The 15279-nt window shown below is 62.6% G+C and carries 12 protein-coding genes and 1 pseudogene; 3 read left to right on the top strand and 10 right to left on the bottom strand.

What is annotated here, in order from left to right:
* Positions 1-46: 46 nt before the first annotated feature.
* The 7 genes and pseudogenes from ACIQTW_RS15810 to ACIQTW_RS15780 form a co-directional block, all read right to left on the bottom strand.
* Positions 47-838: pseudogene (locus ACIQTW_RS15810) on the bottom strand (Gfo/Idh/MocA family protein); the annotation flags it as partial.
* Between the two features lie 23 nt (positions 839-861).
* On the bottom strand, positions 862-1881 hold the full coding sequence (locus tag ACIQTW_RS15805) for a LacI family DNA-binding transcriptional regulator (RefSeq protein ID WP_402939276.1): 1020 nt from the start codon (positions 1879-1881) through the stop codon (positions 862-864).
* A 44-nt stretch (positions 1882-1925) separates the two neighbouring features.
* Positions 1926-3383, bottom strand: a complete 1458-nt coding sequence (locus tag ACIQTW_RS15800; protein WP_402938624.1) for a GH1 family beta-glucosidase — start codon at positions 3381-3383, stop codon at positions 1926-1928.
* A complete protein-coding gene (locus ACIQTW_RS15795; RefSeq protein ID WP_402938621.1) occupies positions 3383-4285 on the bottom strand; it encodes a carbohydrate ABC transporter permease in 903 nt (300 codons plus the stop codon). The genes ACIQTW_RS15800 and ACIQTW_RS15795 overlap by 1 nt, the downstream gene beginning before the upstream one ends.
* The gene (locus ACIQTW_RS15790) at positions 4282-5382 is read right to left on the bottom strand and encodes a carbohydrate ABC transporter permease (protein WP_402938618.1); all 1101 of its coding nucleotides are present in this window, start codon (positions 5380-5382) and stop codon (positions 4282-4284) included. Before ACIQTW_RS15790 ends, ACIQTW_RS15795 begins: the two co-directional genes overlap by 4 nt.
* Positions 5383-5446: 64 nt before the next feature.
* Positions 5447-6763: an ABC transporter substrate-binding protein gene (locus ACIQTW_RS15785; RefSeq protein ID WP_402938615.1), complete on the bottom strand. Its 1317-nt coding sequence runs from the start codon at positions 6761-6763 to the stop codon at positions 5447-5449.
* A 317-nt stretch (positions 6764-7080) separates the two neighbouring features.
* On the bottom strand, positions 7081-8436 hold the full coding sequence (locus ACIQTW_RS15780) for a uracil-xanthine permease family protein (protein WP_402938612.1): 1356 nt from the start codon (positions 8434-8436) through the stop codon (positions 7081-7083).
* A gap of 255 nt (positions 8437-8691) precedes the next feature.
* Here ACIQTW_RS15780 and ACIQTW_RS15775 point away from each other — a divergent pair, with 255 nt between their 5' ends.
* Together ACIQTW_RS15775 and ACIQTW_RS15770 are read left to right on the top strand one after the other, a co-directional pair.
* On the top strand, positions 8692-9297 hold the full coding sequence (locus tag ACIQTW_RS15775) for a malonic semialdehyde reductase (RefSeq protein ID WP_178994753.1): 606 nt from the start codon (positions 8692-8694) through the stop codon (positions 9295-9297).
* Between the two features lie 305 nt (positions 9298-9602).
* Complete coding sequence (locus ACIQTW_RS15770) at positions 9603-10103, top strand: 2'-5' RNA ligase family protein (RefSeq protein ID WP_402938608.1); 501 nt, start codon at positions 9603-9605, stop codon at positions 10101-10103.
* A 5-nt stretch (positions 10104-10108) separates the two neighbouring features.
* Here ACIQTW_RS15770 and pgm read toward each other — a convergent pair whose 3' ends face one another.
* Both pgm and ACIQTW_RS15760 read right to left on the bottom strand, forming a co-directional pair.
* Positions 10109-11782: a phosphoglucomutase (alpha-D-glucose-1,6-bisphosphate-dependent) gene (pgm, locus tag ACIQTW_RS15765; protein WP_402938605.1), complete on the bottom strand. Its 1674-nt coding sequence runs from the start codon at positions 11780-11782 to the stop codon at positions 10109-10111.
* A gap of 218 nt (positions 11783-12000) precedes the next feature.
* The gene (locus ACIQTW_RS15760) at positions 12001-12756 is read right to left on the bottom strand and encodes an SDR family NAD(P)-dependent oxidoreductase (protein WP_402938602.1); all 756 of its coding nucleotides are present in this window, start codon (positions 12754-12756) and stop codon (positions 12001-12003) included.
* A gap of 220 nt (positions 12757-12976) precedes the next feature.
* Between ACIQTW_RS15760 and ACIQTW_RS15755 the strand changes: the two genes are divergently transcribed.
* Positions 12977-13663, top strand: coding sequence for a DUF4190 domain-containing protein (locus ACIQTW_RS15755; RefSeq protein ID WP_402938599.1), 687 nt, complete (start codon positions 12977-12979; stop codon positions 13661-13663).
* Between the two features lie 82 nt (positions 13664-13745).
* On the opposite strand, the gene ACIQTW_RS15750 is transcribed toward ACIQTW_RS15755, so the two are convergent.
* A complete protein-coding gene (locus ACIQTW_RS15750) occupies positions 13746-15245 on the bottom strand; it encodes a peptide MFS transporter (RefSeq protein WP_402938596.1) in 1500 nt (499 codons plus the stop codon).
* Positions 15246-15279: the final 34 nt, after the last annotated feature.

Here is a 15279-nt window from a genome sequence, read left to right as displayed (position 1 = left end):
TGAGCTCGGCCGGGTTGAAAAGGGGAGCGGAGGATCGCAACCAACCTTCCGTCCCTCCGACAGTCACCACGCTGGGGCATTCCGCGCCGATCGACGTGATGAGCTGCGCATGTGCTCCGCCCTCATAGTACAATGCAAGGGAATTCTGCAGGTCCACACCCTCAGGAGTCAGGACCCCGGTGGCAAGCATGCTGCGGGGCTCACCGAAAACTCCGAGCGCCCATGTCAGCGGATAGACGGCGAGGTCCAGCAATGCTCCGCCGCCGGCAGCCGGATCCCAGATCCGGGACGCGGGATCGTATGCAGGCACGAAGCCGAGGTCAGCCTGGAGCCAGCGCGGCTCCCCGATCTCCCCTGATTGCAAAATCTCGACGGCGCGGCAGAAGCTCGGCAGGAACCGGGTCCACACCGCCTCCATGAGGAAAAGCCCACGATCCCGGGCGAGATCAGACAACTCACGTGCCTGCACGGCATCCATTGCGATGGGTTTTTCGCACAGGACGTGCTTTCCTGCATGAAGCGCAGCCAGCGCGACCGCATGATGCTGAGCATGGGGCGTGGCGACATATACGACGTCGACGGCGGGGTCAGCCAGCAGCCGCTCGTAGCCCGGCGTCTCTCCTGCGTCCGAGTAGGCCGTGGCAAACCCAAACTCTTCGGCGAAGCTCCGGGCCGAAGCCTCCGAGCGGGAACTGACAGCTTGCAGGATGGCGTCCTCAAGGAGCGCAAGATCCTGCACCACGCGCAGGGCAATGGAACCCGTGGCCACTACTCCCCAACGGATGGGGCGGCCTGTCGCGACGGAAGGAGCCGTGGTGCTGACGGGAGCAGGAAGCATGGAAAGCCTTTCAAGGCATGGCGCTAAACGGAATCGCGGATGACGATCGAGGTGGGCATTCTGGTGACGCGTTCCGCTGGTTTGCCCTCGATCAGGTTCACCAGGGTCTCGGCCATCTTCTTGCCGAGTTCAACAATTGGGTGATGCACGGTGGTGAGGGCGGGGGTCACTGAGGTAGCGAAGGAATCGTCGTCAAATCCGACGACGGCGATGTCCTCCGGGATGCGTAGGCCCCGCCCCTGGATGGCGGTGTAGGCACCGGCAGCCATTTGGTCGTTCGCCGCGAAAACGGCGTCAATGGGCACACCGCGATCCAGCAAACGGTGCATTGCTTTGGCGCCGGATGCCAAAGTGAAGTCACCTTCCTCCATCAAGCTCTCCCCAAGACCCGCCTCCCGCACCGCAGTCCTCCACCCAGCGAGGCGGTCGAGGCCCGGGGGCATGTCTTGCGGACCGGCGATCGTAGCCACGTTCTTTCGGCCGCTTTCGGTCAAAAGCCGGGTGACGTCGTAGGCCGCTTGCTCGTTGGCCACATCCACGTAGTAGCTTTCCTTGCCGCCTACTAAGGGCCGCCCGGCGAACACCATGGGAAGTGATCCGGAAAGGTGCGTCCAGGAGTTGTCACCACTGTGGTGCGAGACCACCAGGACGCCGTCCACGTTGCCTCCAAGCAGGAAGCTGCGGGTTTTCTCCGGCTTCGACTCCGAGGAGATCACCATGTTCAGTGTGTACTCGGTGTCGGTGAGATACAGGGCGATGCCTTGGACTACCGAAGCGAAGAAGGGATCCGCAAAGACCTTGGATGTCGACTCCGGAACGATCAGCGTGACCGCATTCGCCCGGCGTTTAGCCAGGGAACGCGCGGCACGGTTTGGCGTGTAGTCGAGTGCGAGGATCGCTTTCCTCACCGACTGTGCCAGATCCGGGTCAACACTAGGGCTGTCGTTGACGACGCGGGACACGGTGGCCCGCGACACCCCGGCCAAGGCAGCCACCATCTCAAGGGTGGGTACCGGCCGGGGGCCGCTGGTGTCCTGCGTCATCGTCATCTCCGGAACGTTAGAAAAGTAAGCCTCTGAAGGCTACTTTAGGCGTTCACGGTAGCGGTCGCAGATGCCTTGGCAGCCTCGATAACCCGGGAGTAAGCGAGTCCGCTGTCCTTCACCGTCCGTTCAAAGGTGTCATAGTCCACGCGAACAACCCCGAAGCGCTTGCCGTAGCCCCAAGACCACTCGAAGTTGTCCAGGAGCGACCAAACGAAGTAGCCGCGCACGTCAGCACCCTGGTCGAGTGCTTCACCAACAGCTGCGATGTGGTCGAGGACAAACTGGGTCCGCTCGGCGTCGTGGACTGCTCCATCAGGACTGACGACGTCGTCGTACGCGGCACCGTTTTCCGTGATGTACAGCGGCGGCAGCGTCGGGTATTCCTCGCCAAGACGCACCAGGAGTTTCCGCAGTCCATCGGGGTTGACCTCCCAGTTCATGGCCGTGCGTGGCAGTCCACGGCTCGGGAACGCAATATCTTCCGAACCGATCCAGCACGACGACGTCGGGCGGGTTGCGCCGCCGGAGTGGCCGTCACCGTGCTCAGCAGTGGGGTGCCCGCTGATGAGGTCATCGTGGTAGTGGTTGACGCCCAGGAAATCGATGGGAGCACCGATAATCTCCAGATCCCCGGGCTTAATGACATCCCGGATGCCGAACTGCTCAAGATCATTGAGGGTGTCCTCCGGGTAGGCACCGCGGAGGATTGGATCGAGGAAGACCCGGTTCTGCAGCGAGTCGAACCGGCGCGCGGCATCGAGATCCACGGGATCGGAAGGATCCCGCGGAATGGAGTTGCTGAGGTTGAGCGTGATTCCCAATTGCTGCGCGCCGCGACTCCGCAGTTCGTTGACCACCAGGCCGTGGGCCAGATGCTGGTGATGGATCGCCGCGACGGCTGCTTCCGGTTCTTGACGACCCGGAGCGTGCACGCCCGCCGCATAGCCAAGGAGTGATGAGCAGAACGGTTCATTGAATGTCGTCCAGTGCTGGACGCGATCGCCCAACGCCGAGTAGACATCGTTCGCATAGTCGACGAAGTGGTAGGCGGTGTCGCGGTTGGCCCAGCCGCCCTTCTCCTCCAGCGCCTGCGGCAGGTCCCAGTGGTAGAGCGTCAACCAAGGGAGGATGCCGGCGTCGAGCAGTTCATCCACAAGGCGGGAGTAGAAGTCCAAGCCTGCGGCGTTCGCGGTACGGCCACCCGGCCGGACGCGGGACCAGCTGGTGGAGAACCGGTAGGAATCCAGGCCCAGCTCTTTCATGATCCTGACGTCCTCGGGCATGCGGTGGTAGTGCTGCACCGCGTCCTTCAGCGTCTCACCGTTGGCAATGGCACCCGGAACGCGGGCGAAAGCATCCCAGACGGAATCTTCCTTCCCGCCCTCGTGGCTGGCGCCTTCCACCTGGGCTGCGGCGGTAGCCGAGCCCCAGATGAAGCCCTTGGGCCACACCCTGTTAAAAGGAGTGGTCGCTGGGTGGTTTGTTGCTTCGAATGGCATTAGCCCTTCACTGCTCCTTGCATGATTCCGGAGATAAGTTGACGTCCCGCTATGACGAAGAGTGCCAGCAGCGGAAGTGTTGCCATGACGGCACCGGCCAGGACGATTGAGTAGTCCACGTAACGGGCCGACTGCAGTTGGCTGAGCGCCGTCTGCAAGGTGGGGTTGCCGGCGTCGAGCACCAACAGTGGCCACAGGAAGTCAGTCCATGCCGTCATGAACGTGAACAGGCCGAGGATGGCCATGGCCGGTCGGGCGGCGGGCAGCGCCACATGCCAGAACGTGGAGATCATGGACGCCCCGTCCATGCGTGCCGACTCGATGAGTTCGTCCGGGATCACGTCCACCAGATACTGCCGCATGAAGAAGACACCGAACGCCGTGACAAGGGTAGGGATAACGACGGCGCCGATCTCACCTGTCCAGCCGAGCGTGCGCATAAGCATGAACAACGGGATGATGCCGAGCTGCGTCGGGATGGCCATGGTGGCGATTACTGCAACCATCAGCCAGTTGCGGCCGCGGAAGCGCAGCTTGGCGAACGCGTACCCGGCCAAGGTGGAGAATCCCACCACCGAGACGGTGATGATGCCCGAGATCAGGACGCTGTTGCCTAGCGCGAGCCAGAACGGGACTGTGTCGAAGACTTCGTCAACGTTGGTCCAGAAGTTGCCGCCCGGAAACAGTGGTGGCCAGGTTTCCCCAAGGGCTTCGTTGGAACGGCTGCCGATGATCACGGACCACCAGAGCGGATAGGCCGAAGCCAGGAAGAAGGCGAACAGCAGTCCATAAGTGAGGAACCCCGGCCGCCTGCCGTTGCCAAAGAGTGCCTTTCGTGTGGCCAGGGACCGGGAGGTTCGCTGAGGGGCAGGTGCTTGTGGCAGGTTTTGCGTGAGGGTCATTGCCCGCTCCTCGGGGTTGGTTCTGGTGCGGTGGCCGGTTCTGCCGCTGCCGCCTGGGCCGGGAGGCCGGCGTCGTCCGCTTTTACGTTCGCGGCGGAAGAACGCTTACGACGGCGGCGGCTGGCTGCACCGCGGTCGTCGCCATTGGTGGCGATACGGCGTGAAATAAGCCAGTTCACGATGCCAAAGAGCAGGATGATCAGGAACAGGAGCCACGCGATGGTGGAAGCCTTGCCGAAGTTCTGCCGCTGGAAGGCCATCTCCCACAGGTACAGAACGGTGGTCTGGAACTGTCGTGCCGTTCCGCCGGCAGCCACGGGATCGAACAGCCGGGGCTCTGTGAAGATCTGCAGCCCCCCGATGGTGGCGGTGACAATGACGAACACCATGGTGGGTCGAATGCTGGGCAGAGTGATGCTGAAGAAGCGGCGGACGGAGCCGGCGCCGTCGATTGCTGCGGACTCGTAGATATCGCGCGGTACTGACTGCATGGCGGCCAGGAGGATGAGCGCGTTGTAGCCGGTCCAACGCCAGTTCACCATGGTGGCGATGGCGATGTGGCTGGGAAGGGTGTCGTTCTTCCACATGACGGGGTCGATGCCGAAGCTCGACAGGATGTTGTTGATGAGCCCGTACTGCTCCCCGAACATGTTGGTGAAGATCATGGCGACGGCCACGGGAGTGACGACGTAGGGGAGCAGGATGCTCATGCGCCAGAACGTCTTGGCTCGCAGATTCTGGTCCAGGACCGCGGCAATGATCGTGGCCATGACCAGCTGGGGAATGGTTGAAATCAGGAAGATGCTGACGGTGTTAAAGAGGGAGTTCCAGAAGAACCGATCCTGCAGCACCTCAGCGAAGTTTTGAAATCCCACAAACTCGCCCTGGCCTTTGAGCAGGTGCCAGTCGAAAAGGGAGACGAAGAACGTGTAGCCCAGTGGAAAGAGGCCCACCAAGGCGAACAGGATGAAGAACGGGGCGATGTAGAAGTAGGGGGACGCCTTCATATCGAAGACATTCAGGCGTTGACGGAACGTCGGTTTCGGTTTGTTGGCAGCCGATCTGCTCGCTGCCGGGCGGTTCAATGTGGTGGTCATGGACGGGTCTCAGACTCTGTGAGGGGGGCCTCCGGATATCCCGGAGGCCCCACGGCCGGTTCTGCTAGTTGTTGACCACGAGGTCGTTGAGGAGCTTGACGGCTTCATTCCAGGCTTCATCGGCGGTGCCCTTGCCCGAATCGAGCATCTTGAGGGCAGGGCCGAAGACGTTCTCCTGGATCACAGAGTCATCCGGACCCTTGAACTGGGCGACGACACCCTCGGCGCGCGATTCGAAGATGGCGCCATACGGAGCGTTGTTGAACAGTTCGTTCGGCTTTGCTGCTTCCACGATCTTTGCCTGGGCTTCGAGGGTGCTGGGGAAGTTGTTCGCTGCAGCGGACTGCTTGATCTGCTGCTCGGGTGCGGTCAGCCATGCTGCCAGCTTGGCTGCTTCAGCGGGGTGCTTGGAGCTCTTTGGAACCGAGAGGAAAGCGCCGCCCCAGTTGGAGGCACCGCCCGGGAACACGTCAGCTACATCCCAGCCGCTTGCTGCCCCTCCGCCTGCGGACTCGAGCTGGCCCTTGATGGTGCCGAGCATCCAGGCCGGGCATACGTGCGTTGCGAAGGACCCGTCCACGAAGGCCTTGCCGTTACCCCAGTCGAACTGGGTCTGGTTGGAGGACAGGCCATCCGCCGTGCCGGCAGCGAGCATGTCGAACTTTGCCCGCATCTCCTTGTTGTCCTCGATGTTCAGCTTGCCGTCTTTGGTGTAGTAACCCTCGTCCATCTGGTTGACCATGGAGTTCCAGACGAAGCCGGACTGGTCATACCAAGCCTTGCCGGTTGCCTCTTTGTACTGGCGGCCGAGCTTGAAGTACGTATCCCACGTTGCTTCCTTACCGCCGAAGAGTTCGGCCACCTTTTCGCGGTCGCTCGGCAGCCCGGCAGCTTCAAAGAGCTTGCCGTTGAAGCACAAAGCCTGCGGTCCGATGTCCGTGCCGTAGCCGATCACGCGGCCGTTAGGGTCAGTGCCCTGCTTGTACTTCCAGTCCACCCAGTTGCCTTTGATGTCCTCAGCCCCGTGCTCCTTGAGGTCCACGAACTGGTCCGAAACCTCCATGATGGAGCCGAGCCAGCCTTCCTCGATGGCCGTGACATCGCTGAGCCCGGAGCCTGCGGCGAGCTTGGTGAACGCATCGGTTCTGGCATTGGAACCACGGTCAATGTTGGTGGCCTCGATGGTGACGCCAGGGTTCTGCTTCTCATATTCGGCGTACAGGTCGTCGTATCCGAAAGTGCCGAAGGTGGTCACGGTCAGTGTGACGGGGTTGTCGGCGCTCGCCGCTTTGTCCCCTCCGCCGCTGCAGCCTGCCGCCACTAGGGCAAGAGAGGCTACGCCGGCGAGGGCAGTGAATTTCCTTAGTCGCGAAAACTCCACGATCACTCCTTTGTGTGTTCGAGCGACCGTACGCCTAGGGCGAGAGAGCGCTCTCTGGGATGTGGGACCAATGTATGTGCTGCAAGTCACGCACGTCAAGAGAGCGCTCTCTCAACCGGTCTGTGTGTCTTCAGAAGACCATGGCGGCGGTATAACCCTCTACTCGCCCGCCGAGGGGCTAGCTCTCGGGGTTAATGTGGGCTCTTGGTGCCGAAGCTAACCCCCGGATGATCAGGGATCGTGTCAGTCATAACGAGGGTTGTGTGCTCGTGGCGCATGACGTTCTTGACGGAGGTGGGAGAGCGAGGCTGAGGCCTTTACTTGCCCTTCTTCCCGCTCTTCCTGGCAGCAGCATTCATCGCCGACTTCACCGCAGGTGGCAGCCCCGCCGTCTCGGTTTCCGGTTCGGCGACGGTCCCGCGCCAGCGAGCCAGCCCCTTCATTCCGTGGTAAATCACCAGTGCAGCGGCTGACCCCAGGGCGATGCCTGTGAACTTGAGTTCGCCAATGGTCCACGTGTAGTCCGCGATTCCGATGATCAGGGCCACTGCGGCGGTGGTCAGGTTGATCGGGTTGGAAAAATTGACCTTGTTCTGGACCCAGATCTTTACGCCAAGCACACCGATCATGCCGTACAGCATGGTGGCGGCGCCGCCCAGGACACCGGCCGGAACGGTAGCGATCAGCTCGCCGAATTTCGGGGAGAAGCTCAGCAGGATGGCGAAGATACCGGCAACCCAGTAGGCCGCCGTCGAGTAGACCTTGGTAGCGGCCATGACGCCGATGTTTTCCGCATACGTCGTGGTACCGGAACCGCCGCCGAAACCGGCAAGTACGGTAGCGGCGCCGTCGGCCATCAGCGCGCGGCCGGAGACGCCGTCGAGGTTCTGGCCGGTCATTGCGGCCACCGACTTCACGTGTCCTACGTTTTCGGCCACGAGCACCAGCACGACCGGCACGAACAGCCCCACCACGCCAATGTGGAATTCGGGCGTCTGGAACAGCGGTAGACCAATCCACGCGGCGGCGTCCATCTTTTCGTAGGAAACCTCACCGCGCATCATGGCCACGAGATACCCCACTACAACGCCCACCAGGATGCTCAAGCGGCCCAGGATTCCGCGGAACAGCACGCTGACCAGGATGATCGTGACCAGTGTGATGAGTGCGGTAACGGGTGCGAGGTCGAAGTTTGCCTTCGCGGCCGGCGCCAGGTTCAGGCCGATCAGCGCCACAATTGCGCCGGTGACGATCGGCGGCATGAGCCGGTTGATCCATTCGGCGCCGAACTTCTGGACGATCGCGCCAATAAGCGCCAGTACGACGCCGGCAAGCACCACGCCGCCCAAGGCACCACTGACGCCGTACTGCTGCTGCGACGCCATGATCGGGGCGATGAACGCGAAACTCGAACCAAGGTAGCTGGGCACGCGGCCCTTGGTGATCACCAGGAACAGCAGGGTGCCGATGCCCGAGAAGAGCAGGGTGGTGGCAGGCGGCATGCCAGTGATGATGGGGACCAGGAAGGTGGCGCCGAACATGGCCACCACGTGCTGCATGCCGATGCCGATGGTCAAGGGCCACGCGAGCCGCTCGTCGGGAGCCACCACGTGGCCGGGGCGAATGGACTTGCCGTTGCCGTGGAGCTTCCATTTGATGCCGAGCATGCTCATGGCGGGGCCTTCCTCAGAAGAGTATTGGGATTCGGTGCAACATTACCGCCATTGCGGGGCCGGCTCTACGCGCTTCGCACCCTGAACAAAGCGCAGAAGGGGCCTCGCAACGCAATGAAACGACACCCGGAGTTATGCGCTGTGCCCAACGTCACGGGCCGTCATGGGAAGAGGACAACGGAAGTTGAAGTTGCAACCATGGAAAGCAGAAGTGCCCGGCCTGCTCAGGGTCAGGCCCAGCGAAAGGTTCAAGAAATGACGATCGCCCACGAAGAAGCAGTCATTGACGCCGCAGCAGTCGACGCCATTTTTGCCGAAGCCCGTACCGCCAACAGCTTCGCCGGTGAGGTCACCGACGAGCAAGCACGCGCCATCTACGAGCTCACCAAGTTCGGCCCCACTGCCTTCAACTCCCAGCCGCTCCGCGTGACCTACGTCCGCTCGGACGAGGCCCGCGCCAAGTTGGTTGACGCCCTCTCAAACGGCAACAAGGCCAAGACTGCATCCGCTCCGCTGGTCGCCATTCTGTCCTACGACACCGATTGGCAGGGGCAGTGGGACAAGTTCCTCCCCGCCTACGGCGCGCCCAAGGCCATGTACGACGCCGACCCCGCATTCGCCGCTGCTACTGGCAACAACAACGCACACTTGCAGGCCGGCTACTTCATCCTCGCAGTGCGCTCACTCGGTTTTGCGGCCGGCCCGATGACCGGTGCCGACTTCTCCGCCATCGACGCCGAGTTCTTCCCGGCCGGCGACCAGAAGAGCTTCCTCGTGGTCAACATCGGCCAGCCAGGCCCGGACGCCTGGGGCGAAGCCAAGCCGAAGTTCGCTTACGACGACGTTGTTCGCACCGTCTAAGTTTTCCCGCCGCTGAAACGCCCGCTCACGTTCCTTGTGTGCGGGCGTTTTGCGCTTCTTTGGCATCCTGAATGACCATCGCTCTCTCACATCCCTAGGGCTTGAGGTCGACGCTCTCTCACGTCCCTAGGGCTTGAGGCCGACGCTCTCGCAGGTCGCTGGGGCTTAAGGGCAACCCATGTTAAGCGGGGTTGAAAGGGTAACGAGGGTTCGGGATTTAGAGGGGCGGGATGTGAGCGAGCGATCCGCTCAAACTGGAGGGATGTGAGAGATGGTTTGTGCCGTACGGGTGGCAAACTATGCCTATGCGGAACCTCATCTGGGTGGCGTTCACGGAGCCCGTCTCGCCGGGCCTGGTTTTTCCGCGCAGTGACTGGCCGCTTCACATCACGCTGTTAAGGTTCGACGTCGGCACCGACGTGAGTGCCGACGTCGCCGATGTCCTTGCGAACCTGGCCGAAGCGCCCGTTAAGGGTGCGCTTGGCACCCGGCTGAGGGTGGGCGAAGAGGCGGGTTTCGGGCATATGGGGTCCATCCCGGTGAGCCTGATCGAGCACAACCCGCTGCTTCAGGGCCTTCATGAGGAGATCGTCGAGGCAGCGAACACCGTAGGCGGGCGCATTGCCACTCCCAACTACGTATTGGAACGTTATCGGCCGCACATCTCCCATCACGACGGCAAGCGCCCTAAGCCCGGAGACGTCGTCGTGCTTGACCAGGTAGCGCTGGTGGACATGGCCCCGGAAGGCGACCACACCATCCGCCGCATCCTCAGGCTCTGGACGCAAGACGCCCAGAGCCACTGAGGAAGCTAGGCGATAACCCCGTCCACCAGTGCCTTTGCCTCTTGCTGAACCTGCGCGAGGTGGTCGGCGCCCTTGAAGGACTCGGCGTAGATCTTGTACACGTCCTCGGTGCCTGACGGGCGGGCGGCGAACCAGGCGTTTTCGGTGACGACCTTGAGGCCGCCGATCGACGCGCCGTTGCCGGGAGCCTCGGTGAGCTTGGCAGTGATCTCTTCGCCGGCAAGGGAAGTAGCGGTGACATCGGCGGCGGAGAGCTTGCCCAGCTTGGACTTCTGCTCGCGGGTAGCCGCGGCATCGATACGGGCGTAAACGGGAGCGCCGAACTGGTCAGTCAGGCCCTTGTACAGCTGTGATGGAGACTGACCCGTGACAGCCGTGATCTCGGACGCCAGCAGTGCCAGCAGAATACCGTCCTTGTCCGTGGTCCACACGCTGCCGTCGAGCTTGTTGAAGGACGCGCCGGCTGACTCTTCTCCACCGAATGCACCCTCGCCGGACAGCAGGCCCGGAACAAACCACTTGAAGCCCACGGGAACCTCAACCAACCTGCGGCCGAGCCCGCCGGCAACACGGTCAATAATCGACGACGACACCAAGGTTTTGCCCACCACGGACTCCGGGTTCCAGCCACTGCGGTTCCGGTAAAGGTAGTCGATGGCGACGGCGAGGTAATGGTTCGGGTTCATCAGCCCACCCACCCCATCAACAAGAGGTGTAACGATGCCGTGGCGGTCGGCGTCGGCGTCGTTACCCGTGGCGACGTCATAGGCTGCGGTGCCATCGGCACCCGCGGCCATCCGCTTAATAAGGGACGCCATGGCCGACGGCGACGAGCAGTCCATGCGGATCTTCTCATCCCAGTCGAGGGTCATGAAAGCCCACTGCGGATCGACGGTGGGGTTCACAACCGTGAGGTTGAGCTGGTGGCGCTCGCCGATCTCGCCCCAGTAATCAACGGAGGCACCGCCCATGGGATCAGCGCCGATGCGTACCCCCGCGTTGCGGATCGCCTCAAGGTTCAGCACGGACGGGAGATCGTCCACGTAGCTGGAGAGGAAGTCGAACTTGCCGGTGGTGTCAGCGGCGAGGGCATCGTTAAGCGGCATGCGCTTGACGCCGCGGAGGCCGTTTTCGAGGAGTTGGTTGGCGCGGTCGGCGATCCATCCCGTGGCGTCGGTGTCGGCCGGGCCGCCGTGGGGAGGGTTGTACTTGAAGCCGCCGTCGCCGGGTGGGTTGTGGCTGGGCGTGACCACGATGCCGTCAGCCTGGGGTGTGCCCGGCGCGGCTTCGCGGTTGTATTTCAGGATCGCGTGGCTCAATGCCGGCGTCGGGGTGTAAGCGTGGCGCGCGTCCACCAGGACGGTCACGCCGTTGGCAGCCAGTACCTCCAGCGCGGAGTTCTGTGCAGGCTCGCTGAGGGCATGGGTATCGCGGCCGATGAACAGCGGCCCCGTGATGCCCTGACGGCCGCGGTATTCAACGATTGCCTGCGTTATCGCGAGGATGTGCGGCTCGTTAAAAGACGCCTTCAAACTGGATCCGCGGTGCCCGGACGTTCCAAACGCCACGCGCTGCGCAGGGTCGCCCAAATCCGGAGTTACGTCGAAATACGCGTCCAGCAGGGCTGTGATGTCAACAAGGTCCTGGGGAAGGGCAACTGTGCCCGCTCGGCTAGCCATGGGGTCCAGCATGCCAGACCATGGGGCCCGCTGACACGAAATGTCCGGGATCCGGCCCCTGTGACGCCGAATGGCACCGCTACTGCGCCCGTGCCATGGCCGAAGCGGCAAGGATTCACTTCACGTTCACGAACGGCCGCTAGCAAAAAAATCGCCCCGCCCCGGCCCAGGACCCGAAGAGGACCCGAGGAAAGGGGCGAAGCGACAACCGGATAACGCTAGGCGGCGGTGTAGCCGCCATCGACGAGTACGTACGAGCCGGTCATGAAGCTGGCCTTGTCGGAAAGGAGGAACGTTGTGACGTTCGCGATCTCCTCAGCCTGCCCTAAACGGCCCAGAGGGTGCTTCGCTTCGAGCCCGCTGACCACTTCCTTCGGTGCGGCGGCCAGCAAGGGAGTATCGATGTAGCCGGGGCCGATTGCGTTGACGCGAAGTCCTTGGGCGCCGTATTCCGCCGCAGCGTTCTTGGTCATGCCCACCACACCGTGCTTGGCCGCGGTGTATGCGGCGTTGCCGGGAGCTGCGACGGCACCGTGGATCGATGCCATGTTCACGATGGCGCCCTCGGACGCGCCTGCGGCAAGGATGGCCGGAATTTGGTAACGCATTCCGTAGAGGACGCCGCTCAAGTTGATGGCGATGACCTTGTCCCAGTCCTCGATGTCGATTTCTCCGACAGGAGCGCTGGCCCCGCCGATACCGGCGTTGTTGACGGCGTAGTTAAGCGCGCCGTAGCTCTCTACGGCGAAGTCGACTGCCTTCTTGCTGTCCTCGGCCACAGCAGTGTTGCCTTGGAACGGGACCGCCTGGCCGCCGTCGGCCGTAATTTGTTCGGCCACGCGCGTGGCGGCATCGAGGTTAACGTCCACAACAACAACGTTGACGCCGTTCTTCGCGAGGTCCTTGCTGATCGCTTCGCCGAGGCCGGAGCCTCCGCCGGTGACGAGCGCGGTTTTGCCTTCGAAGCTACCCATGATTCCTCCTTCGCGGGACTGCTCCCGCAGTTTCGATAGTGTGCGCTGCTTGAGCGCTACTCATGAAAACCGAGTCAGACTAGGAAATATTCCATGCGAATGCATCAATATGACATTCCTCGCATTTGCCATAGCCGCATACACGGAACCCGCGTTGCCTTATGTGGTGCCCCCGGCGGCGGTAGTGTTGGGAGCAAAGACCAAATCCAGGGGGATTCCTATGTCAGACCAGCCATCCAAGGGCAACGAGGACAAGCCCGCGGGCTACGAACCGCCGCAGTACGTTCCGCCCGCACAGTTCAGCGCGCCCGAGTCGGGCACGCAAGCAGAAAGCACGCCGGGTCATGGCGCGTCCGCCGCGAGTGCGTCTGAGCACAACGCCACCCAGCCGCTCCCGCCCTACGAGCAGAGCGCGCACGGGCAGAACCCGTACACTCAGGATGCCCAAGGCCAGAACGACTTCTACACGCAGCCGCAGCCGCCCGCCAGCGCATACACGCCGGGTGACTACAGCCAGCAGCCCCCGTCGCCCTACGGTCAGCCACCGAGCCCGTACCAGCAGCAGGCGTTCAATCAGCAGCCCTACGGCCAGCAGCCCTACGGCCAGCAGCAGTCACCGTACGGCCAGCCCGCGTACTATGCCATGCAGGCTGAGCCCAAGGGCCTGAGCATCGCCAGCATGTGCTGCGGCATCGCCATTTACGTTGGCTTCGGATTCTTCATCCTCCCGCAGATCGCGGCCGTGATCCTGGGCCACCTCGCCTTGAAGCGCGAGCCCGCGGGCAAGGGGATGGCAATCGCAGGCCTCGTAATGGGCTACCTTGGCGTGGCGTTGACGCTGATCTTCGGCATCATCTTCTTCATCGCCATCGGCGCTTCAAGCAGCAGTTATAACAACAACTTCTAAACCGCGTACGACGGCGACCCTTGCGTGAGGTGGGAATACCACCTGACGCAGGGGTCGCCGTCGTTAAGTCGGGGGGCGGCTACTACCGCACGCCGCCCATCAGCTTCTTGATCGCGGGCGATGCTGCAGCCAGCCCTACGGCCAGTACAACTGCCACGCCTCCAATGCCCAGGAAGTACGGGAGTTCGTCCTCGGGGTTGTAGAGGCCCGCGAGGATGCCGGCGAGCGTGGTGCCGAGAGAGACGGACAGGAAGAACAGCGCCACCATTTGGGTGTGGAATGCCTGCGGGGCGAGCTTGGTGCTCACGGACAGGCCGATGGGGGAGAGGAAGAGTTCCGCCAGGGTGAACATGAACAGGATGCCCACCAGGGCCAGCAGAGGGGTCTTGCCCTCGCCGGCCAACGGGATGAACGCAAGGAATGCCAGGCCCATGATGAACAGGCCTGCCGAGAACTTCAGCGGTGAACTCGGCTGCTTGGAGCCCAACTTGGTCCACAGGGCAGCCATGACGCCGGCAAAGATGATAATGAAAACCGGGTTGATGGACTGAACCCATGCGGCCGGCATTTCCCAGCCGAACAGGTTGCGGTCCAGTTTCTCCTGCGAGTACACAGCGATGAACGTGAACTGCTGCTGGAACAGTGCCCAGAACCCGGCAGATGCGATGAACAGAGGGATGAACGCGACCACACGCTTGCGCTCCACGCCGGTGACCAGCGGGCTGCGGAAGATCAGGAAAAGGTAGATCACAGCGGCACCGATTGCGGCGTAGGCCATGCTCCGGGCCAGGTTGTTGGCGTTGACAATCCCTGTGCCGAGCAGGACTCCGATGACGATGAGGATGGCCAGGAAGATCATGCCGTACTTGGTGCGGTCCTTGGCCGGGAGGGGGTTGGGGACGCGGTGTGCTTCCTCCGGAAGGCGTTTGCGGCCCAGGGAGTAGATCACCAGGCCGATCGCCATGCCGACGGCCGCGGCCCCGAAGCCGACGTGGAAACCGTAGCTTGTCTGCAGCCAACCGGTGACCAGTGGGCCTATTAGGCCGCCGATGTTGATGCCCATGTAGAAGATGGAGAAGCCGGCATCGCGGCGCTCGTCCTTCTCGCCGTAGAGGCTGCCCACCAAGGCCGTCGCGTTGGCTTTCAAGCCGCCCGAGCCGATGCCCACCAGCACCAAACCTGCGATCAGGCCCGGAATGCCCGGCAGGAGTGCCAGTGCGACGTGGCCGGCCATGATCATGATTGCCGACCCGAAAAGGACCTTTTCGGAGCCGAAGAGACGGTCGGCGAGCCATGCGCCGAGGATCGTCGACAGGTAAACGCCACCACCGTACGCGCCCACCAGGCCAGCGGCGAGCCCCTGGTCAATGGAAAGACCGCCCTGCTCGGCGGTGAAGTACATGTAGTAAAGCAGGATTCCCTGCATGCCGTAGAAGGAGAATCGCTCCCACATTTCCACGGAGAAGAGGCTGGCCAACATCTTTGGGTGGCCGAAGAATGACGTATCGCCCGCTGGCTTTGCGGACTCAGCCGTGGTTTGAGGTGTGCTCATTTTCTCAATGCTGGCACTGACTGCGGGCATTGTCACATCGATGAATGCTCGGGGCAACCACTTT

The organism is Paenarthrobacter sp. NPDC090517 (assembly GCF_044769165.1).
Classification (GTDB): Bacteria; Actinomycetota; Actinomycetes; order Actinomycetales; family Micrococcaceae; genus Arthrobacter.
Note: the sequence above shows the minus strand (reverse complement) of the source record. Positions and strands in the feature narration are given on the sequence as shown.

What these genes read in the sequence shown, in the direction of transcription:
- ACIQTW_RS15805 (WP_402939276.1), bottom strand. Translation starts at nt 1,881, where the DNA reads ATGACGCAGGACACCAGCGGCCCCCGGCCGGTACCCACCCTTGAGATG.
- ACIQTW_RS15800 (WP_402938624.1), bottom strand. Translation starts at nt 3,383, where the DNA reads ATGCCATTCGAAGCAACAAACCACCCAGCGACCACTCCTTTTAACAGG.
- ACIQTW_RS15795 (WP_402938621.1), bottom strand. Translation starts at nt 4,285, where the DNA reads ATGACCCTCACGCAAAACCTGCCACAAGCACCTGCCCCTCAGCGAACC.
- ACIQTW_RS15790 (WP_402938618.1), bottom strand. Translation starts at nt 5,382, where the DNA reads ATGACCACCACATTGAACCGCCCGGCAGCGAGCAGATCGGCTGCCAAC.
- ACIQTW_RS15780 (WP_402938612.1), bottom strand. Translation starts at nt 8,436, where the DNA reads ATGAGCATGCTCGGCATCAAATGGAAGCTCCACGGCAACGGCAAGTCC.
- ACIQTW_RS15775 (WP_178994753.1), top strand. Translation starts at nt 8,692, where the DNA reads ATGACGATCGCCCACGAAGAAGCAGTCATTGACGCCGCAGCAGTCGAC.
- ACIQTW_RS15770 (WP_402938608.1), top strand. Translation starts at nt 9,603, where the DNA reads ATGCGGAACCTCATCTGGGTGGCGTTCACGGAGCCCGTCTCGCCGGGC.
- pgm (WP_402938605.1), bottom strand. Translation starts at nt 11,782, where the DNA reads ATGGCTAGCCGAGCGGGCACAGTTGCCCTTCCCCAGGACCTTGTTGAC.
- ACIQTW_RS15760 (WP_402938602.1), bottom strand. Translation starts at nt 12,756, where the DNA reads ATGGGTAGCTTCGAAGGCAAAACCGCGCTCGTCACCGGCGGAGGCTCC.
- ACIQTW_RS15755 (WP_402938599.1), top strand. Translation starts at nt 12,977, where the DNA reads ATGTCAGACCAGCCATCCAAGGGCAACGAGGACAAGCCCGCGGGCTAC.
- ACIQTW_RS15750 (WP_402938596.1), bottom strand. Translation starts at nt 15,245, where the DNA reads ATGCCCGCAGTCAGTGCCAGCATTGAGAAAATGAGCACACCTCAAACC.